The following is an 18,814-nucleotide window of genomic DNA, read 5'->3' as shown; positions in this document are numbered from 1 at the left end:
ATTGGAAGCCAGGTAACTGGTGTAGGTGACTGGTACTAATAGGCCGAGGGCTTACTACGAAGGTGTTACGCGTCCACTGTGCGGTTTCTGAAACAGCACACAGATCATGGAGACAATGATCGGTTGGTCCGTGCTTTCCCGTGAGGGAGGGTGTGGGTTTTCTGGTTGTGGCTCTCTGTGTGACAGTTTCATAGAGTTACGGTAGTTATAGCGGTGGGGAAACGCCCGGTCCCATTCCGAACCCGGAAGCTAAGGCCACCTGCGCCGATGGTACTGCACTCGACAGGGTGTGGGAGAGTAGGACACTGCCGGAACATCTTTGCGAAAGGCCCTCCAACTTCGGTTGGAGGGCCTTTTTGCGTTCCCAGGATACCTCCCGGACCGGGGCGAACAGTCCGAACCATGAACATTTCAGAAATGGGCATGTCGGCGGTTCCGGTCAGCGACGATGATGCGACGTCGCTTCGGGAGGTCACCATGAACTGGCTCTTCACTCACCAGGCACTGCGCCGTTGTGCGGCCGTCCTGGTGCTGCCTGCCGCACTGGTCGGCGCGGTCGCGACCGCGCCACTCGGTGCCGCCGCGCCATCCGCCGATCCACTGATCGGCGCGGTCGGGTCGGTCGCCGGCCTCGCCGGGATCGTGCTGCCGGCCACTTACGGCCCCGAGACGGCGATCGTGGTGCTCGGATACGGTCTGCAGCCCGATGGCACGATGCGGCCCGAATTGGGTAATCGCTTGCACGCGGCGCTGATTCAGGCCTTTATGTCGCCCGCTTCGCCGGTGATCGTGACCGGCGGCAACCCACGCAACGGTGTCACCGAGGCACAGGTGATGGCGGACTGGCTCAATGTTCGTGGTGTCGCCAGGAACCGGTTGCACGCGGAAACCGAAGCCGGTTCCACCGTGCAGAATGCCGAGTTCTCGGCGCGCATGATGGAAGCGCTCGGCGTGACCAAAGCTGTCCTGATCACCTCCGCCGACCATATGCGCCGGGCTCTGGACAATTTTCTGGCGGCCGGTATCCCGGTCGTCGCCACTATGACCCCGGATGTGGCCCCCCTGTGGGCCCAGCCGTACGGCTCCGAAAAATAGGCTCCGGCACCACCATCGGTCGAGGCCATGACTCTCGCTAATGGATAGCCGCGCCGATGTCGGTGGCGCCGATTACGATGCGGGAGGCGTCATCGCGGGTTGCGAGGGTGCGGTGCGGTAATGGCAGACAGGGGAATTCGATGGAACGGCCGGTATGGGCGCCCGAAGGTGTCGATATGCAGCATCCGAGTCCGGCTCGGATGTACGACGCTTTGCTCGGCGGCTCGCACAACTTCGCGGTCGACCGGGACGCCGCGGAGATGGCTACCGGGCTCGTTCCAGACCTGCCGCGGTTGGCGCTGAGTAATCGCGCGTTTCTGCGCCGGGCGGTCCGCTTCATGCTCGATGCCGGAATCCGGCAGTTCCTCGACGTCGGATCGGGCATCCCCACCGCGGGCAACGTGCACGAGATCGTGCACGAGCTCGACCCGGAGGCCACGGTGCTCTACGTCGACATCGACCCGGTGGCCGTCGCTCATTCGCGAACCATTCTGCAGGGCAACGAGCGCGCGGGTGCGATCGAGGCCGACCTACGCAAACCTGTCGACCTGGTCGCCGCGGTGCGCGAGACAGGGTTGATCGACTTCGACGCCCCTGTGGGGTTGCTGCTGATCGCGGTGCTGCATCTGGTGCCCGATGTGGACGATCCGGTCGGCAAGGTGGCAGCGCTGCGCGAAGTGGTGGCAGCGGGTAGTTTTATAGCCATTTCACATCTCACCTCCGAGCTTCGGCCCGATGACGCCGGTAAACTGGGTACGCACTCGGTGAACCAGTCCAAGGTCGGTATTCATTTCCGGTCCAAGGATGAGATCGTCGCGTTGTTCGAGGGATGGGATTCGGTCGAGCCAGGCGTTGTCGAGTTGCCGTTGTGGCGGCCCGAGTCCGAGCGCGATCAGCACGAGAAGCCGGGCCGCTCGCTCGGCATGGGCGGTGTCGCGATCAAGAAGTAGACCGCCTGACATGGCGGGTGCGATAGACGATGACAGGTGGATGAAGCAGTGGGGTCGTGGGAGCTGGCGCGGCGGTGGGCGGATGCCCTCGATGGCGTCGTAGCTCCTACCCTCAACCGCTCGCAGATCGAAGAGATGCTGGCTGCCCTGTGCACCGGTCTGATCGACGCGGCGCGCGGTGGGGAGGATCCGGACATCGCGCGGCGGGCGGCTCGGATGCTGGTCGCCGCCAACTACCGTGACCCGTCGGCGGTGAGCCGTTCGGTGCCGGTGATCTGTGCCGATCTGGTCGAGCTCGTCGCCGACGGCCCGGCCGACCCCGCGCTACCGCAGATCCGCGACCGGGCGATCGTCCTGGCCGCCGACTTCGCGGCAGGCTTCACCGCGGCGCTGCGGGCCGCCGCGCTGGCCGAGCAGGAGGCCACGCTGGCCGCGGTGCTCGCCGCGGCGCAGGAGGCGGAGAACCGCCGGGCGCTCTCCGAAGCCCGTTTCGAGGCGGTCTTCGACGGCGCACTCGTCGGCATCGGCACCGTCGACATGACCGGCCAGGTGATCAACTGCAACGCCATCATGGCCCATATGCTCGGCCAGACCCCGGAGACGATGCCGGGCCGGACCGTCGCCGACATCCTGGGCCCGCAGAACCTGAACTTCGCGTTCGAACAACTCCAGTTGATGGTCGCCGGCGAATCCGAGAGCTTCCGGACCGAGACCGAGCATCTACATGCCGACGGTCGGGTGACCGCGATCGACCTGTCGATGTCGGCGGTGCGCGGCACTGATGGGAGCATCGAGTTCCTGATCGGCGTCGCGGTCGATGTCACCGAGCGCAAGCAGCTCGCCGACCGCCTGTGGCACGACGCCAATCACGACGCGCTCACCGGTCTCCCGAACCGCCCGCACCTGTTCAACCGACTGGCGCAAGCGCAACCGCCGATCGGGGTCTGTTATCTGGACCTCGACGGGTTCAAGGAGATCAACGATCTATGGGGGCACACGATCGGAGATCGTGTGCTCGAGGTCGTGGCCGACCGGATGCGCGAAGCGGTGCGCCCGGACAAGGCGCTCGCCGCCCGCATCGGCGGTGACGAGTTCCTGGTGCTGGTCGAAAGGTGCTCCGGTGAAGCGCAATTGGCGCGACTGGCCGGCGAGCTGCTGTCCGCGCTCACCGAGCCGCTCGAGGTGGACGGACACATGCTCGCCGTGGGCGCCAGCATCGGCACCGCCTTCTTCGAGCAATTGCCCGGCGCCGTAGACGAATTGGTGCACGCCGCCGACGCGGCGATGTACCGCAACAAGAACGACGCGCGCCGCGATCCGGCCCGGTAGCGGCCGGGCCGGAACCGATCAGACCGATTGCCGCTCGCGCCCGGCCGCTCGCGCCAGTGAGCGATCGCGTTGTTCCTCGAAGCGGAGAACGTCCCCGCCCAGCCGATCGAGGAAGGCTGCCAGATCCTCGCGAGCGCGCTCGCCTCGAGGCCCGAAGTCATCGCGCTCGAAGATGTTCCACTTGCGCAGCACCGGCATCAGTACCTCTTCGAGATGCTGGCGCAGATCGTAGATGCCGTGCTTGGCCATCAGCACGCCGTTGCGTCGCCAGCCGGGCATGCCCGCACCGGGCATCTGGAAGTTCTGCACGATGGTGTTGATCGCCTCGATGGTCTGGTCGGGGGCCAGGTCGAGCGAGGCGGCGCACAGGTTGCGGTAGAAGATCATGTGCAGGTTCTCGTCGGCGGCGATGCGGGCGAGCATGCGGTCGGCGATCGGGTCGTCGCAGACCCGCCCGGTGTTGCGGTGGCTCACCCTGGTGGCCAGTTCCTGGAAGGTCACATAGGCCACGGAGAACAGGAATCCGGCGCCGGTCGAGGCGTGGATGTCGAAGCCCGGCGCCTTGTCGTCCACGACGGCCATCGCCGAATATCCGTTGGTCATGTGGATCATTCGGGCCTGTTCGAGCGCGACCGGGTCGACCCCGCGGGTCACCACCAGGTAGTCGCGCAGCACGATGCCGTGCCGGTTCTCCTCGGCGGTCCAGCGACCCACCCAGGTGCCCCAGGCGCCGTCCTTGGAGAAGTTCTCGGCGATCTCACGGTGGTAGGAGGGCAGGTTGTCCTCGGTGAGCAGGTTGGTGACCATGGCTGCCTTGGCGAGTTCGCTGAGAGCGGATTGTTCTGGGTCCCAATCGATTCCGCCCATGGACGCGAAGTTGCGGCCACGGTCCCACGGCACATAATCGTGCGGGTGCCAGTCCTTGGCCATCGATAGATGGCGGTCGACATTGCTCGCGGCGATGGGTTCCAGCTCGATCAGTAGTTCCAGTTGGGTCAGGTTCCTGGCCACGCTCGTTGCCCTTTCCGGTTAGTGAAAAGCGAGAGTTGCGTCGGTCCGGTAGTGTTGCCCGTCGTCACAATAGACCCGGCGCATCGCGCCTGGAAACGACACGGTGTTCCTTCGCACTGTTTCGGAATTTGGGCGCGTCGCGCCGTGTGCATATACGCTCCACCAGTTCAGCTCCATCAGCGGTTCCCGTTCAGTCGTGGCATAGCTAGAGAGAGTGAGCGAAAAATTATGACGGACATCGTGGTCACGAGCCTGGCGGCGACCACGTCGATCGCGGGCGACGTCGACTCGACCTGGAAAGGTCTGCTCAACGGCGAGAGCGGAATCGACGTCTTGGAAGACTCCTTCATCGACGATTTCGAACTGCCGGTGCGGATCGGCGGCCACCTGAAGGTGTCGCCCACCCTCTCGCTCACCCGCGAAGAGGCGCGCAAACTGTCCTACGTCGAACAGATGGCCGTGGTTCTCGGCCGCGAGGTGTGGCGCAACGCGGGCAGCCCCGTCGTGGACCGCGACCGGCTCGGCGTCTCGATCGGTACCGGCCTCGGCGGCGCGGAATCGCTGATCTACGCCCGCGATCGGCTGCGCAACGGCGGCTACCGCAAGGTCTCGCCGTTGACCGTGCAGGCCATCATGCCCAACGGTCCCGCGGCCTGCGTCGGCCTCGAATTGGGTGCGCGGGCCGGGGTTTCCACGCCGGTGTCGGCCTGCTCGTCGGGCTCGGAGGCGATCGCCAACGCGTGGCGGATGATCGTGATGGGCGATGCCGACATGGTGGTGACCGGCGGTGTCGAGGGCTCCATCCAGGCGGTGCCGATCGCGGCGTTCACGCAGATGCGAGCCATGAGCACCCGCAACGACGATCCCAAGGCGGCCTCGCGTCCCTTCGACGCCGACCGTGACGGGTTCGTCTTCGGCGAGGCGGGCGCGATGATGGTGATCGAGACCGAGGAGCACGCGAAGGCGCGGGGCGCGACGATTCACGCCAGGCTGCTCGGCGCGGGCGTCACCTCCGACGGATTCCACCTCGTCGCACCGGATCCCGAGGGCACCGGCGCCGCGCGGGCGATGACGCGGGCGATGCAGACCGGCGGGATCAGCCGCACCGACGTCACCCACATCAACGCCCACGCCACCGCGACCCCGATCGGCGACACCGCCGAGGCCAATGCGATCGCGAAGGCGATCGGCTCGCACGCGTCGGTGTACGCGCCGAAATCGGCTCTCGGGCATTCGATCGGCGCGGTCGGTGCGCTCGAATCGGTGCTGACGGTGCTCAGTGTGCGCGACGGCATCGTGCCGCCCACGCTGAATCTGGACAATCAGGACCCCGAAATCGATTTGGACGTGGTGTCGGGTCAGGCGCGGCGTGGTCGCATCGATTACGCGGTGAACAACTCCTTCGGTTTCGGCGGTCACAACGTGGCGATCTCGTTCGGACGGTATTGACGGTTCGCCTTGTGGTGGCGGATTCGGAGTCAATGTGCGTTGAAAAGGATTGGGAATGATCGGCGAGACTTTCGACGACTATGTAGACGAACTGGGGACTATCCGGATTCCCGGTGATCAGACCCTGATCGACTTCGTCGACAAACACAGCGAGGCCAACGGGGACGACCTGGCCTATCGCTTCATCGACTATTCGACAGAACGTGAGGGGGAATACCAGGAGCTGACCTGGCGTGAGTTCGGCGTGCGGCTGCGCGCGGTGGCCGCGCGATTGCAGCAGGTGACCCAGCCCGGCGACCGGGTGGCGGTGCTGGCGCCGCAGGGTCTCGACTATGTCGTCGCGCTGTTCGCGGCGGTGTACGCGGGGAATGTGGCTGTGCCGCTGTTCGATCCGGAGGAGCAGGGCCACAGCGACCGGCTGCACGCCGTTCTCGGCGACTGCGAACCGGCCGCGGTGCTCACCGTCGGTAGCGCGGCGGCCGGCGTGCGCAACTTCTTCCGCGAACAGCCCGCGGCGCAACGGCCCAGAATCATCGCGGTCGAGGCGATTCCCGACACCGTCGGCACGCGCTGGCGCAGGCCCGACATCAATATCGACAGCGTGGCGTATCTGCAGTACACCTCCGGGTCCACCAGGGTGCCCGCCGGTGTCGAGATCACCCACCGCTCGGTGGGGACCAACCTGCTGCAGATGATCGATGCCATCGGGATCACCGAGAACGCCCGCGGGGTCACCTGGCTGCCGCTGTTCCACGACATGGGGCTGCTCACGGTGATCCTGCCGACCATCGGTGGCAAGTTCATCACCATCATGTCGCCCAGCGCGTTCGTGCGCAGGCCCGCGCGCTGGATCAAGGAGCTGGCCGCGCAAGCAGATGGTGCCGAAATCTATTCGGCGGCACCGAATTTCGCGTTCGAACACGCGGCGATGCGTGGGTTGCCCAAGGGAGACGAATCGCTCGACCTGTCGAACGTGATCGGTCTGATCAACGGCAGTGAGCCGGTGTCGGTGGCCTCGATGCGCAAGTTCAACGAGGCGTTCGCGCCCTACGGGCTGTCCAAGACCGCGATCAAGCCGTGCTACGGGATGGCCGAGGCGACGCTGTTCGTGTCGGCGACCAAGCGTGACGACGAGGCGCGGGTGGTCTATGTCGATCGTGGGCAGTTGAACGACGGCCGGATGGTGGAGTGCGACGAGCACGCCGAGAACGCGGTGGCGCAGGTGTCGTGCGGACACGTGGCGCGGTCACAGTGGGCGGTGATCGTCGATCCCGGTACCGGGATCGAGCGTCGCGACGGCGAGGTCGGCGAGATCTGGCTGCACGGTGACAATATGGGCATCGGGTACTGGGGCCGGGCGGAGGAGACCGCGGAGACCTTCCGCAATCGGGTGGTCGCGCGCATGCCGGTCGGTAGTCGCGCCGAGGGTGCGCCCGATGACGCGAAGTGGATGCGGACCGGTGACTACGGCGCCTATCACGACGGCGAGCTGTTCATCACCGGCCGGGTCAAGGACCTGGTGATCGTGGACGGGCGCAACCACTACCCGCAGGATCTTGAATACTCGGCGCAGGAGGCCAGTACGGCGCTGCGGCCCGGCTTCATCGCGGCCTTCTCGGTGCAGGCGGGCCAGTTGCCCGCACCGGTGCTCGAGGCCGGGACGGTGTCCGATCCGGCGGCGGAGCAATTGGTGATCGTCGCCGAAAGAGGCACGGGCGCGGCGAAACTCGAGCCGGGCCCGATCACGGACGCGGTGCGTGCGGCGATCGCCCGCAGGCACGGGGTGATGGTGCGCGACCTGTTGCTGGTGCCCGCGGGGTCGATTCCGCGGACGTCGAGCGGGAAGATCGCCCGACGGGCCTGCAAGGCCGCGTATCTGGACGGGACGCTGCGCGGTGGATACCGGCAGCAGGCCTATCCGGACGCACCGGAGGAGTGAGAGACGGTCGGCCACTGGGCATTCCGGTGGCCGACCGATATCCGCCCCGTGCGTCCGGCTCCGGCGCCCGGCTGAAGCGGCACAGGTCGCTCAGTTGACGCAGGGAATGGTGTCGCCGATGTTGGTGGACAACGGTTTTCCCTGGTCGGGCAGCGGCATCGAGCCGGATGTCGTGGTCGTGGGGGGAGTGGTCGTCGATGTGGCCGGGCTCAGCTCGGTGGGCATCGTGAAGTCCGCGCCGAGCGCGACCTTGATCCGCCCGTCTTCGATCGACGGCGAGGCGGAAACCGGCAGCCCGCCGAGAAGTTCCGCCAGCGCACGCGCATCGTCGGCGGCACCGAGGCCGTAGGTGATGGCCGAGTACTGGCCGTCGCTCGAATCACCGTTGCCGATCAGGCCCGCACCGTAGCCCCGGCTCGTCAGCGCGGCCGAGAGCGCCGCCGCCTGCCCTTTCTCGGTGCCCACATTGTGCACATCGACCACGCTCGTCAGGGGCGATGCCGTGGTCGTGGTCGCCGGCACCTCCTGGCCGAAGGCCGCCCGCACCTCCCGTTTGATCGCGGCCGGGTCGACGATGTTCACGTCCTGACCGTCGATCACGTCGTAGCGCACCACCGGCAGCGTGCGGAATTCGACCGGTACCGAGCCGGCGGAGCCCATGTCGCGGGCGAAGTCGAACAGGTTCCAGCCGTCGGAGAGCACCACGTCACGGTGCGCCACGTCCATCAGTTCCGTGAGTTGGCTCAGGTTGGTCAGCGTTCCGGAGTCCTTGAGCGACTTGGCGACCGAGGTGAGGAAAGCCTGTTGACGATGGGTGCGGTCGAGGTCGCCGTTGAGCAGTCCGTGACGTTGGCGGACGAACGCCAGGGCTTGTGAACCATCGAGATGCTGCCTGCCCGCGGGGAAACTCGCGCCGGAGAACTCGCTGTCGTCGACGGCGTGGTTGAGACACACGTCGACCCCACCGACAGCGGTGGCCAGGTCGTAGAAGCCCGCGAGGGAGATCTCGGCGAACCGGTCGATCGGAACCCCGACGAGATTGCGGACGGTGGTGACGATGGACGCGCGTCCGGCCTCCCGGCCGCGCCGCTCCAGTACCACCGGATCCTTTTCGCCCTGATCGATCAACTTCGCTTGCACCGCGGCCTTTTTCAAGCCGTACGCCTCTTTGATCTTGATCTGCTGGTAGCCGGGGATTCCCGTCACCGGCACATAGTTGTCGCGGGGGATGGAGAAGGCGACGACCTTGCTCTTGTCGGCCGGAATGTGCAGCAGGATCAGCGAATTCGCGTTGTAGCCGCCCTCGGTGCCGTCACCGGCGTGCAACTGGTCGAGCACCTCTTTCGGCAGGTCGTTGCCGTTGAGATCCTTGCGGGTGTCCAGGCCGATCAACAGGATGTTGACGGCGCCGCCGCCGGAACGCGGGGCGTCCTCACCGAGTGCGGTGGAATGGGTGAAGCCGGAATCGAAGTCCTGCTTGGCCGACCAGGCCAGGCCGGTGCCCGCGAGGACGGCCAGCGCGGTGGTCGCCACGAGCATTCTGGCCATGATCAACCCGGCTCGGCGAGCGCGGCCGCGCCGTGGCGCGCGAGGGTCGGTGGCGGCATGCTTGCCGACGCGCTGTGGTCCCCGTCGTGCCGTCTCCCGGCGCGGCGGCGGAAAGGCGTTGTCCCCGTTCACCGCAGCGCGCTACCTGCCTGCCACTGTTCCCACGGCACACTCCAGTCGCCGTTCTGCCACACCTCGAGTGGGGCGCCGCCGGTGTTCCTGATCTCGACCACGTCGCCGGGTTGGGAGAAATTGTAGAACCAGCGCGCGTTCTCGCCGCTGAGATTGAGGCAGCCATGTGAGACGTTGGTGTTGCCCTGCGCCCAGATCGTGTCGTCGAGTTGGTGCAGATAGATGCCGTCGGTGCTGATCCTGGTCGCCCAGCCGATGGATTCCTTGTAGCCGAGCCGGGAGTTCACCGGCAGGCCGTAGGTGGAGGAGTCCATGATCACCGGATTGGCTTTGTCCATCACGGTGTACACCCCGGGCTGGGTCCAGAAGGTGATGGTCTTGCCCGCGACGGTCTGGCTGCCGCCCATGCCCAGCGAGGTGGGCATCGTCTTGATCAGCGTGCCGTTCTCGTACACCTGCACCTGCTTGTCGTTGTCGTCGACGATCGAGACGTGCGAGGGGCCGATGGTGAAGCTGGTCTTCGTGTCTTCCTGGCCGTAGAGGCCACCGCCGAGATCCTTGCCGTAGATGTCGGCGGTGAGCGTCACTTTCGTGCCGGGCGTGTAGTAGTTCGCGGGCCGCCAGTGGGCGTTGCGGTTGTCGAGCCAGTACCAGGAGCCGGTGACGGGCGGATCGGTGGTGACCGACAGGTGCTTCTCGGCCGTCGCGCGATCGGGCACGTCCTCGTCGAAGTGCGCGACGACGACGGTGCCGACGCCGAAAGTGCCCGATGAGGAGAGTTCCGTGCCGCCCGTGGTTCGGAAATAGACCTTGGTCTGGTTGTTCGGCGCCAGCGTGGTGAACGACGAGGTGATCGGCCCGACCCGGCCGGTGACGGTGACCGCCTCGGCCGTGACCGTGTAGGTGTGGCCGTAGCCCAGTGGTTCCGACGGTTTCCATGCCGACTGGTCGGGGGTGAGGATGCCGTCGACCGTGCCGCCCTGCTCGTTGGTCAGCGTGACCGCGGTGAGCTGCCCGTCGCTGGTACTCACGCGCACCGGGCCCAGCGGATCGATCTCGGTCGCGCCGTCTTCCGGTGCGACCGAGATCGCCGGGGCCGGTGGGGCGGCGGATTCGGTCCCGGATTCGGTGGGTGAGCCGCCGCAGGCCGCGACCAGCACCAGGAACCCGGCGGCTAGGCCGGCTCGGAAACGTCGTCCTGACATGCGCCCCTCCTGTGCTCGGTGCCGCTCAGCTCTGCAGGCCGACCTCGACGTCGAGCGAGAGGTTGATCTTGTCGCCGATCACGGCGCCGCCGTCGGCCATCGGGATGTCGGTGGTGAGGCCGAAATCGCGGCGGTTGATGGTGGCGGTCGCGGAGAAACCGGCGACCGGGGCGTCGGCCATCCCGGGGCCGGTGCCGAGGAATTCGACCTCCAGGGTCACCGGGTGGGTGTTGCCGCGGATGGTGAAGTCGCCGGTGACGGAGAACTCGGTGCTGCGCGCCGTGAACCCGGTGGCCTTGAAGGTGGCGATCGGGTGGTTGGCGACGTCGAAGAAGTCGGCGCTGGCCAAGTGGCCGTCTCGTTGCGCGTTGTCGGTGGTGACCGAAGCCACCTTCATCTCGACATCGGCATCGGCGGAGCCGTCGGGATGAACCACGAGCGTGCCCGCGAAATCGGTGAATCGGCCGCGCACTTTGCTCACCATCAGATGGCGCACGGAGAACTGGAGCGTGGAATGCGCGGGGTCGATGACCCAGGTTCCAGCGGGTAGTCCGGTAGGGGCCGACATGGTCTCTCCTCACTTGGCGATCCGGCCGTGTGGGCCGACGGGCGTGAAGCGATAGCGCCAACCAGCGTAACCCCGTTCACCGCGGGCGGGTCAGTCCTCGCTGGTGGCGCGTTCGCCGAGAAACCGCAGGAGCGCGGGATCGGTGGAGGTGAAGCGGTCTGCTTCCTGTCCGCCGGTGCACTCGTAGAGGGCGATGGTCACGGAGTCGGGTCGGCGGCTGACGACCCGCCAGACCGCGCCGGAATCCTGCCAGCGGAGAAGGGTTTCGACGGGGTCGGTGCTCACTCGATCCACCGTAACGCGCGGTCGCGGATCGTCGGGGTCGGCCGACGCGCGGGCGACGGCTTCAGCGGGAAAGGGTTGCGCTCAGATCCGTTCGCGGTAGTTCGCGGCGACGAGCGCGAGGCAACCGGCGGCGATCGCGGCGGTGACCAGATACATGGCGGGGTAGCCGAAACCGAGGCCGCTGTGCAGGGACGACAGGACCGCGGGCACGCCGAAGCCGAGGTAGCTCACCGAGTAGAAGACCGCGTTCAAGCCCGCGAGGTCGCCGGGGCCCGCGAGGCGTTCGATCTGCTGCAGCCCTGCGACGAGGCCGATGCCGTAGCCGCTGCCGAGCACTACGGCGGTCAGCAGCGTCACCCAGATGCTCAAAGTGGCCGCCGTCCACGCCGCCAGAACCATGCCGGTGGTGAGCAGCACGAGCGCGACCACCGCCGCGCGCGCGGTGCCAGGGCGGTCGATGCGTCGCGCCACCGATTGGATGGTGAATCCGCAGCCGAGCGTCACCATGGTGACCAGAGCGGAGAAGGCGATCGGGGCCTGCTGCACGCGCGGCAGCATCAGCGTCGGCAGGACCGCGTAGGCGGTGGCGTTGGCGGTGAACAGCCACAGGGCGATCGGCACCGCCACCCGCAGGAATCGCCGGTGCCCGGCGGCGGGGATCTTCAAGTCGTCGCGCAGCCTGCCCGGATTCGCTCGGCGGGTCACGGTTTCCGGTGTTCGAGCCACCCAGAACGCGGTCGCGACGCAGAGCGCCGCATTGACGAGATAGGCGGTCGAATCGGGCAGCGGACCCCACTGCGCGAGGGTTCCCGCCACACCCGCGCCGAGGGCGAATCCGGCGGTCAGGCTCATCGCGGATCGCCGGGCCCCCTTGCCCGTGGCAGCGGCGGCGAACGGAGGTTGCGACAGTTCCTTGAGCCAGCTGCCGCCGACCGCCATCGCCAGTCCGAGCGCGACACCGCACAGCATCCGCCCGGCCGCCAGCATCGGCACCGAGGCCGCGCCCACTGCGAGCAACAGCGAACCGGCCGCGGCGATCAGTGGGGCGGGCAGCATCAAGGGGCGGCGTCCGAACCGGTCGGACAGTGGGCCGCCGATGAGCAGGGCGGGCACGATGCCAAGGACGTAGTAGAACAGCAGCAGGTCGACCGCGGTCAGCGCAAGACCGTGGGCTTTGTACATCACCAGCAGCGGCGTGAACTCGTTGCCGCCCCACGCGATCGCCACCATGGCGGCGGACACGCCCAGCCAGGCGCGGGTGACGGAGACAGCACTGGGCCGCTCGGTGGTGAGAATCGCCATCACAGGCCCTTTCCGTTGTGCGCGCACCGGAATTCAGGGATGTGGCGGTCGTACGGTCGCCGATCTGCTCGGCCGGACACCGCTACTCCCGCCGCCCGCGCACAGGGCGAACTGGTGGCAACCGGTCTCATTTTAGGGGCGGCCGGTCGCTGTATTACCGTCGGCCTGTGCGTGAGCTGCGGATGGGGTGTGCGATGTGGACGCATCCGCAGTGGCAGCAGCGGTTGCCCGCGCCGGGGGAGCGCCTGCGTGCCTACGCCGGGCACTGCGGTGCGGTCGAGGGCAACACCACGTTCTACGCGACGCCGTCCGCGTCCACCGTCGAGTCATGGGCCCGACAGACCGCGCCCGATTTCCGGTTCGTGCTCAAGCCGCCGAGGGCGGTGACGCACGAGCGCCGGCTCGTCGACGCGGGCGCCGAACTCGGGGCGTTCCTCGACGTGATGGCGCCGCTCGGGCCGCGGGTGCACGCGTTGTGGATCCAGTTGCCCGCATCGTTCGGCCCGACCGATCTCGGCGCCCTCGCGCGCTTCCAGCGCGAGTTGCCCGGTGGACTGCGCTGCGCCGTGGAAGTGCGTCATCCAGCGTTCTTCGACGACGAGCGGGCCGCGGTGCAGCTGGAACGGGTGCTCGGGCGGATCGGGGCCGAATGGGTGCCGTTCGACACGACGGTCCTGTTCGACGGGCCACCGGGTGACCCCTCCGAATTCGAGGCACGGGCGAAGAAGCCTCGCGTTCCGCGCCGGATGCGGGCGCTCACCGAGTACCCGATCGTGCGCTACCACGGGCGCGCCGACACCGACCGCACCGTCGCGGGCTGGCAGCCGTGGGTGGAGACGGTCGCGGGTTGGCTGCGCGAAGGTCGCTCGCCGACGGTCTTCGTGCACACGCCCGACAATGCCGCGGCGCGTGGCCTGGCACGCCGTTTCCACGACGAGGTCCGCGCGATCGTCCCCGACCTGCCCGCCCAGCCGACACCCGAGTCCGACGAGCCGATGACGCTGTTCTGAGCGGATGTCCGGAATCCGACCAGGTTCTCAGAGGCTGCTCTTATCGAGCGTTGTCGCTTCATGCCAACGTTGGCATGAAGGTTGACGGACATCCGATCCGCCGAGCCCGGGCTGTTCGAGAGAAACTCCCGTTTCGCCGAGCGGCGCCCATCGTGGACACCTAGGGTTGGTTCGGGGGTGCCGGGGGGTTCGCACACGCCCGTGAGATCTACTTCGGAGTGACGAATTGACCGAGCACACAAGCGAACTCGACCAGGCGATCGCCGAACGACTCGAACCGTGGACCGCCCGGCTCGGCGCCGACCGCAAGGCCTATTTCCATCATGTGCTGCGGGTATTGCGCTCAGCCGATCTCCTGTTCGCCCGCAGCGGCGAGCCGGGGCCGCCGCCGAGTTCGCGGGAGGAGTTCCGCACCGCGGCGACCTTCCACGATCTCGGTATCTGGGCGGCGTGCACCTTCGACTATCTCGAACCGTCGTGCGCGCTGGCGGGCGACTGGCTGATCACGCACGACCGGGAGGACATCGCCGAGCTCGTCACCGAGATGATCCGCGACCACCATCGTGTGCGCCCGGCGGGCGCCGCGACCGATCCGGTGGAGCTGTTCCGGCGGGCCGATCTGATCGACGTGACGTTCGGCGCGCGCCGCTACGGACTGCCTTACGCGGCCTACTCCGCACTGATGCGGCGGTACCCGGACAGCGGCTTCCATCTCAAGCTGGTGGAGCTGACAGTCCGGCGCGCGCTCATCCATCCGTTCTCACCTTTACCGATGATGCGCTGGTGAGAGGCTATTTCGGCAGCACTATTGTCACGACGCCAATACTGCGGCACACTGGTGTCCGTAACCACCGGTCACGCCTGGACCGGTGCTGTGCCGAGCCGAACAAGGAGACTCGATGGCCGCCAATCGGTCCAGCTGGATGAACGAGGACCTGGACGCCCTGCGTGACATGACCCGTGCGTTCATGGCCAAGGAACTTGTCCCCAACATCGACAAGTACCGCGAGCAGCACCACGTCGACCGCGACCTGTGGAACAAGGCGGGCGAAGTCGGCCTGCTGTGCATCTCGATCCCCGAGGAGTACGGCGGCGGTGGCGGCACCTTCGCGCACGAGGCCGTGCTCATGGAGGAGCAGGCCCGCGCGGTCGACACCTCGTGGGGAATCAGCCTGCACAACGGCATCGTGGCCCACTACCTCCTCGCCTACGGCACCGAGGAGCAGAAGAAGCACTGGCTGCCCAAGATGGCCAGCGGCGAGGTCGTCGGCGCCATCGCGATGACCGAGCCCGGCACCGGCTCCGACCTGCAGGCCGTCAAGGCCAAGGCGATCCGTGACGGCGACGAGTACGTCATCAACGGCTCCAAGACCTTCATCACCAACGGCGCACAGGCCGACCTGATCATCCTGGTTGCTAAGACCGACCCCACCCAGGGCGCCTCCGGCGTCTCGCTGGTCCTGGTCGAGGCCGATCGCGAAGGGTTCCGTCGCGGTCGCGTGCTCGACAAGATCGGCCAGAAGGGCCAGGACACCTCCGAGCTGTTCTTCGAGGACGTGCGCGTCCCGGTGACCAACCTGCTCGGCACCCAGGAGGGTCAGGGCTTCATCCAGCTGATGCAGCAGCTGCCCCAGGAGCGCCTGATCGTCTCGATGGGCGCGGTCGCGGGCATGGAGGTCGCCCTCGACCACACGCTGCGCTACACCAAGGAGCGCGAGGCGTTCGGCCGTCCGGTGTTCGGTTTCCAGAACACCAAGTTCAAGCTGGCCGAGGTCGCCACCGAAGCCCGCATCGCGCGCGTGTTCATCGACGACTGCGTCGAGAAGCACCTCCGCGGCGAACTCGACATCCCCACCGTCGCCATGGCGAAGTGGTGGACCACCGACAAGGCGATGCAGATCGCCGACACCTGTCTGCAGCTGTTCGGCGGCTACGGGTACATGAACGAGTACCCGATCGCCCGCATGTGGGTCGACAATCGCGTCCAGCTGATCTACGCGGGCACCAACGAGATCATGAAGGAAATCATCGCCCGGAGCCTGTGATACTCCAGCTCGATCGGTGATCCCGACCGGCCGTGAACTCTTGTTCGCGGCCGGTTTTCGCTGTTGGGGGGTCATTTCGTGACCTATCCGTCGTCCCCGCCGAGACGAATGTCCTTCGACAAGCGGTACAAAACCGACGACGGGGACGGTGCGGCAACAGTGGACACGGACGGCAGCGGTTCGACGGGACGACCCGGACCGGAACCGGTACTGCCGGACCGAGCACAGATGATGCAGGCGGTCTGCGGGGTCGCCGGTGCGAGTGATCCCGTCCTCTCCGCCGCGCACGAGCTGGCCACCCTGCACGAACGCCGCGAACAGCAGATTCCCGGCGATACCAGCGAGATCGACTGGGCGCGTGCGCGTCTGGTCTGCGAGATCGACCGCTGGGTGGTGATCCGCTCACCCACTCCGGCGACCTCTGCACCCATGCACACCGAGAGCATCGGCGCCGTCGTGGACCGCATGGCCCATTTCGCCGCGCTCACCTACCGCGCGCTGGCCTGCGGGGCCGAAGCCCAACTGCGTGCCGCGCAACTGCGCCTGCACGAATTGGCTTGTGGTTACGACGATCTCATCGCCGAGGTAGCCAGTGGGGCGCGGCGGCTACCCGACGGACTCGACGGCGACCCACCGCACAGCGATGGGACACAGCAGCTGCGGAAGATGCCGCGCGACGACTAGCGGCGGCGTCATCGCTTTCCGGTCGCTACCTGGGCGATCAACGTCCACATCACCGCCCACGGGTGTTCAGCCGGGCGCCGTACCGTCAGCGAGAGACGGCGAACGGAGCCCGGCATGCTCGATCCGCGACTGCACACCGCATGGTTGGTCAACGCCGCCTCGGGGGCTGCGGCGGCCACCGTGCGTGCGCCGATGGCGCGGCCGTATTCGTGGAGCGGCGTGCGTGATCGGCTCGTCGTCACCGATCTCGAGGTCGTCACGGTCACTCACGACACGGCGATCCTCACGTGGTCGACCCATCGACGTGATCGCGCGGGACAGCTTCGCCCGGCCGCGGCCGACACCGAAGTGCTGCTCGCGCCCGCCGACAGCTCGGCCACACCGGTGACCCGCTACCTCGACGGCCGTCGCACCGCGCACCACTACGCGCAAGTGCGCGGTCTCGAGCCGGGCCGCCGATATCGCTTCCGGGCCTGCTCCGACGGCGAAACCGCTGTTCCCGGCCGTACCTGGGTGACTCGACGCCCGGGGACTCCGGAGGTCACGGGCGTTTTCCTGACCGCGCCGCCACCGCCGGGGCGACTGCTGCGCACGATCGCCCTCGCCAACGACCTGCACTGGGGCGAGGACCGCAGCGGCTTGATCGTCGCCGGGCTGCCGCCGGGTCTGCGCCACGACGACGGCCACTACCCGCAGGTGATGACCGAGGCACTGCTGCACGACATCCGCCGACCCGAGCGCGCGGCAGATCATCTGGTGGTCGCGGGCGATCTCACCGATTGTGGCACCGCCGAACAGTGCGCGGGCATCGCGGCGCGTCTGGACGCCTGGGGCAGGGCGGGCAGCGATCACTTCGTCTGCCGTGGCAATCACGACGTTCCGCGCGGCGCGCATGATCACTGGGGCCAGATGTTTCAGCCGTTCGGGCAACTCACCTGCCATGAGCTGGGTGGCTTGCGCCTGATCGGTCTCGACACCACGCGCAGGCGTGGTTCCGGCGGCACGATCGACGCCGGCCAACTCGCCGAGCTCCGCGCGACACTCGCCGCCGACCCCGACCGCCCGACGCTGATCTTCGGCCACCACCCCGCGACCCGCTATGCGGCACTGAGCAACCCCGGCGGCCCCGGTTTCGTTCTCGATCGTGCGAGCGTGGCCGCACTGCAAGCCTGCTACCGAACGGCCCCTGGCGTATTCCTGCACCACAGCGGCCACACCCACCGGAATCGCCGCAGCCGCCCCGATTCCGGCCACGTCGAATACCTGGAGGTAGCGGCCGTGAAGGAGTACCCCGGGGGCTACGCCCTGCTGCGCATCTACGAACACGGCTACACCGTCCACTTCCACCGTATCGCCGCCGCGGCGGCGCTGGCCTGGACGAGCCGGACCCGCAGGCAATACTTCGGCCTTCACCCCGACCACGCTCTCGGCAGCCTTTCCGATCGCAATCACCGTGCACCCCATGACTTCTCGGGAGTCACCGCGCTGCGTTGAGGCAGTCGACGGACCTCCCTCACGAGCTCGTCGACTTCGACATCCACGCTTCGACCGTCCCGGCGATCAGAACATCCGCACCGCGACCAAGCGCCAGCTGTCCTTGGTCGACTCGATGCGGCCGGCGATAGCGAGAGTCCGCGGCCCACGCTGATACGAAGCGAAGACTTCGGCGGCACCGTCTTGTGTCGCGGTCAGTTTCACGCGGGTCAGGATGGCGCTGCCCAAGCCCCGGCCGGGGACCAAGTCCTGCGCGAGCATGGTGTTGATGGCGGCGAGTACTCGCGCGTCTGTGTGAGCGCGCAGGTGAGTCGACGATCTGCGCCGATCGACCACCTCCAAGAGCAGCCGGAGCACCTGTTCGGCGAATCGCTTTGCGGTCGCGACAGATTCGCCGGTCGGCGCTGCCTTCGTGCAGGAGGCGCGTACCGCCCTGCGGATACTCGCCGGCGTTCCGCCCGCGGCCCTCGGTCGACCCGAACCAGTAACCCGGTGGGGCACAGCGGTATTCACGGCGCCAGAACGCGGCACCTCTTCCCCACCCTCCAACCGCGGCTCGCAATGCGGCGCGGGCGACAACACAGTTCCCTCCGTAGACATGCTCGTCCCCTTCGAGTCAGTCCACCCACTCCCCAGTGGTGGCGCACAGCATGACACGGAGCTCCGACAAGTGTTCGCGAAATCAACGCAGGTCACCTCGAGATGTCCACTCTGAGCGCACGTGAAACCTGGAACTGTCCTGTGGCTGCGCGTTCAGTGTGATGTCGG

Annotated in this window: 17 protein-coding genes and 1 rRNA gene; 11 read left to right on the top strand and 7 right to left on the bottom strand. The window is 67.2% G+C overall.

All coding sequences use genetic code 11. From position 1 onward, the window contains the following. The first annotated feature begins 197 nt into the window (after positions 1-197). The 4 genes from rrf (at position 198) to ACWFRF_RS30685 (ending at position 3,374) form a co-directional block, all read left to right on the top strand. Positions 198-314: ribosomal RNA gene (gene rrf, locus ACWFRF_RS30700) — 5S ribosomal RNA — on the top strand. A gap of 88 nt (positions 315-402) precedes the next feature. Then, entirely contained in the window at positions 403-1,095 is a 693-nt protein-coding gene (locus ACWFRF_RS30695; protein WP_452453608.1) for a YdcF family protein, read from the top strand. Between the two features lie 140 nt (positions 1,096-1,235). After that, the gene (locus tag ACWFRF_RS30690) at positions 1,236-2,045 is read left to right on the top strand and encodes an SAM-dependent methyltransferase (RefSeq protein WP_379317210.1); all 810 of its coding nucleotides are present in this window, start codon (positions 1,236-1,238) and stop codon (positions 2,043-2,045) included. Between the two features lie 36 nt (positions 2,046-2,081). Next, positions 2,082-3,374: a diguanylate cyclase domain-containing protein gene (locus ACWFRF_RS30685; protein WP_378994767.1), complete on the top strand. Its 1,293-nt coding sequence runs from the start codon at positions 2,082-2,084 to the stop codon at positions 3,372-3,374. Positions 3,375-3,392: 18 nt separating this feature from the next. Here ACWFRF_RS30685 and ACWFRF_RS30680 read toward each other — a convergent pair whose 3' ends face one another. Further along, positions 3,393-4,385, bottom strand: coding sequence for an acyl-ACP desaturase (locus tag ACWFRF_RS30680; protein WP_452453606.1), 993 nt, complete (start codon positions 4,383-4,385; stop codon positions 3,393-3,395). A gap of 201 nt (positions 4,386-4,586) precedes the next feature. Between ACWFRF_RS30680 and ACWFRF_RS30675 the strand changes: the two genes are divergently transcribed. Together ACWFRF_RS30675 and fadD32 are read left to right on the top strand one after the other, a co-directional pair. Further along, on the top strand, positions 4,587-5,834 hold the full coding sequence (locus ACWFRF_RS30675) for a KasA/KasB family beta-ketoacyl-ACP synthase (RefSeq protein WP_379314939.1): 1,248 nt from the start codon (positions 4,587-4,589) through the stop codon (positions 5,832-5,834). A gap of 58 nt (positions 5,835-5,892) precedes the next feature. Then, the gene (gene fadD32 / locus ACWFRF_RS30670; protein WP_378994775.1) at positions 5,893-7,773 is read left to right on the top strand and encodes a long-chain-fatty-acid--AMP ligase FadD32; all 1,881 of its coding nucleotides are present in this window, start codon (positions 5,893-5,895) and stop codon (positions 7,771-7,773) included. A 90-nt stretch (positions 7,774-7,863) separates the two neighbouring features. Here the strand turns inward: fadD32 and ACWFRF_RS30665 are convergent, their stop codons facing one another. From ACWFRF_RS30665 to ACWFRF_RS30645, 5 genes are all read right to left on the bottom strand, one after another. Further along, positions 7,864-9,453 carry an LCP family protein gene (locus ACWFRF_RS30665; protein WP_452453604.1) on the bottom strand — a complete coding sequence of 530 codons (1,590 nt, stop codon included), beginning with the start codon at positions 9,451-9,453 and terminating at the stop codon, positions 7,864-7,866. Further along, positions 9,450-10,658, bottom strand: a complete 1,209-nt coding sequence (locus ACWFRF_RS30660; RefSeq protein ID WP_452453602.1) for a L,D-transpeptidase — start codon at positions 10,656-10,658, stop codon at positions 9,450-9,452. Before ACWFRF_RS30660 ends, ACWFRF_RS30665 begins: the two co-directional genes overlap by 4 nt. 25 nt (positions 10,659-10,683) lie before the next feature. Next, positions 10,684-11,226, bottom strand: a complete 543-nt coding sequence (locus ACWFRF_RS30655) for a YceI family protein (RefSeq protein ID WP_378994759.1) — start codon at positions 11,224-11,226, stop codon at positions 10,684-10,686. A gap of 90 nt (positions 11,227-11,316) precedes the next feature. After that, entirely contained in the window at positions 11,317-11,511 is a 195-nt protein-coding gene (locus tag ACWFRF_RS30650; protein WP_378994757.1) for a hypothetical protein, read from the bottom strand. Positions 11,512-11,592: 81 nt separating this feature from the next. Beyond that, positions 11,593-12,813 (bottom strand): MFS transporter, encoded by a 1,221-nt coding sequence (locus tag ACWFRF_RS30645; protein ID WP_378639341.1) that lies wholly within the window; start codon positions 12,811-12,813, stop codon positions 11,593-11,595. 167 nt (positions 12,814-12,980) lie between these two features. Between ACWFRF_RS30645 and ACWFRF_RS30640 the strand changes: the two genes are divergently transcribed. The 5 genes from ACWFRF_RS30640 to ACWFRF_RS30620 all read left to right on the top strand — a co-directional run bounded on the left by ACWFRF_RS30640 (position 12,981) and on the right by ACWFRF_RS30620 (position 18,046). Further along, on the top strand, positions 12,981-13,823 hold the full coding sequence (locus ACWFRF_RS30640; RefSeq protein WP_378994755.1) for a DUF72 domain-containing protein: 843 nt from the start codon (positions 12,981-12,983) through the stop codon (positions 13,821-13,823). Positions 13,824-14,049: 226 nt separating this feature from the next. Beyond that, on the top strand, positions 14,050-14,610 hold the full coding sequence (locus ACWFRF_RS30635) for a hypothetical protein (protein WP_387445354.1): 561 nt from the start codon (positions 14,050-14,052) through the stop codon (positions 14,608-14,610). Positions 14,611-14,722: 112 nt separating this feature from the next. After that, positions 14,723-15,868: an acyl-CoA dehydrogenase family protein gene (locus ACWFRF_RS30630; RefSeq protein ID WP_378994751.1), complete on the top strand. Its 1,146-nt coding sequence runs from the start codon at positions 14,723-14,725 to the stop codon at positions 15,866-15,868. A gap of 228 nt (positions 15,869-16,096) precedes the next feature. Then, positions 16,097-16,552, top strand: coding sequence for a DUF4254 domain-containing protein (locus tag ACWFRF_RS30625; RefSeq protein ID WP_378994749.1), 456 nt, complete (start codon positions 16,097-16,099; stop codon positions 16,550-16,552). Between the two features lie 114 nt (positions 16,553-16,666). Next, complete coding sequence (locus ACWFRF_RS30620) at positions 16,667-18,046, top strand: metallophosphoesterase (RefSeq protein WP_452453599.1); 1,380 nt, start codon at positions 16,667-16,669, stop codon at positions 18,044-18,046. 66 nt (positions 18,047-18,112) lie between these two features. Here the strand turns inward: ACWFRF_RS30620 and ACWFRF_RS30615 are convergent, their stop codons facing one another. Then, the gene (locus ACWFRF_RS30615; RefSeq protein ID WP_452453597.1) at positions 18,113-18,646 is read right to left on the bottom strand and encodes an Rv3235 family protein; all 534 of its coding nucleotides are present in this window, start codon (positions 18,644-18,646) and stop codon (positions 18,113-18,115) included. Positions 18,647-18,814: the final 168 nt, after the last annotated feature.

The sequence above is a fragment of the Nocardia sp. NPDC055165 genome (assembly GCF_053606985.1).
This window is presented reverse-complemented; position numbering and strand designations above follow the sequence as displayed.

Coding starts and splice junctions, on each gene's coding strand:
- ACWFRF_RS30695 (WP_452453608.1), top strand. CDS start 403: ATGAACATTTCAGAAATGGGCATGTCGGCGGTTCCGGTCAGCGACGAT.
- ACWFRF_RS30690 (WP_379317210.1), top strand. CDS start 1,236: ATGGAACGGCCGGTATGGGCGCCCGAAGGTGTCGATATGCAGCATCCG.
- ACWFRF_RS30660 (WP_452453602.1), bottom strand. CDS start 10,658: ATGTCAGGACGACGTTTCCGAGCCGGCCTAGCCGCCGGGTTCCTGGTG.
- ACWFRF_RS30655 (WP_378994759.1), bottom strand. CDS start 11,226: ATGTCGGCCCCTACCGGACTACCCGCTGGAACCTGGGTCATCGACCCC.
- ACWFRF_RS30645 (WP_378639341.1), bottom strand. CDS start 12,813: ATGGCGATTCTCACCACCGAGCGGCCCAGTGCTGTCTCCGTCACCCGC.
- ACWFRF_RS30630 (WP_378994751.1), top strand. CDS start 14,723: ATGGCCGCCAATCGGTCCAGCTGGATGAACGAGGACCTGGACGCCCTG.
- ACWFRF_RS30625 (WP_378994749.1), top strand. CDS start 16,097: ATGATGCAGGCGGTCTGCGGGGTCGCCGGTGCGAGTGATCCCGTCCTC.
- ACWFRF_RS30620 (WP_452453599.1), top strand. CDS start 16,667: ATGCTCGATCCGCGACTGCACACCGCATGGTTGGTCAACGCCGCCTCG.
- ACWFRF_RS30615 (WP_452453597.1), bottom strand. CDS start 18,646: ATGTCTACGGAGGGAACTGTGTTGTCGCCCGCGCCGCATTGCGAGCCG.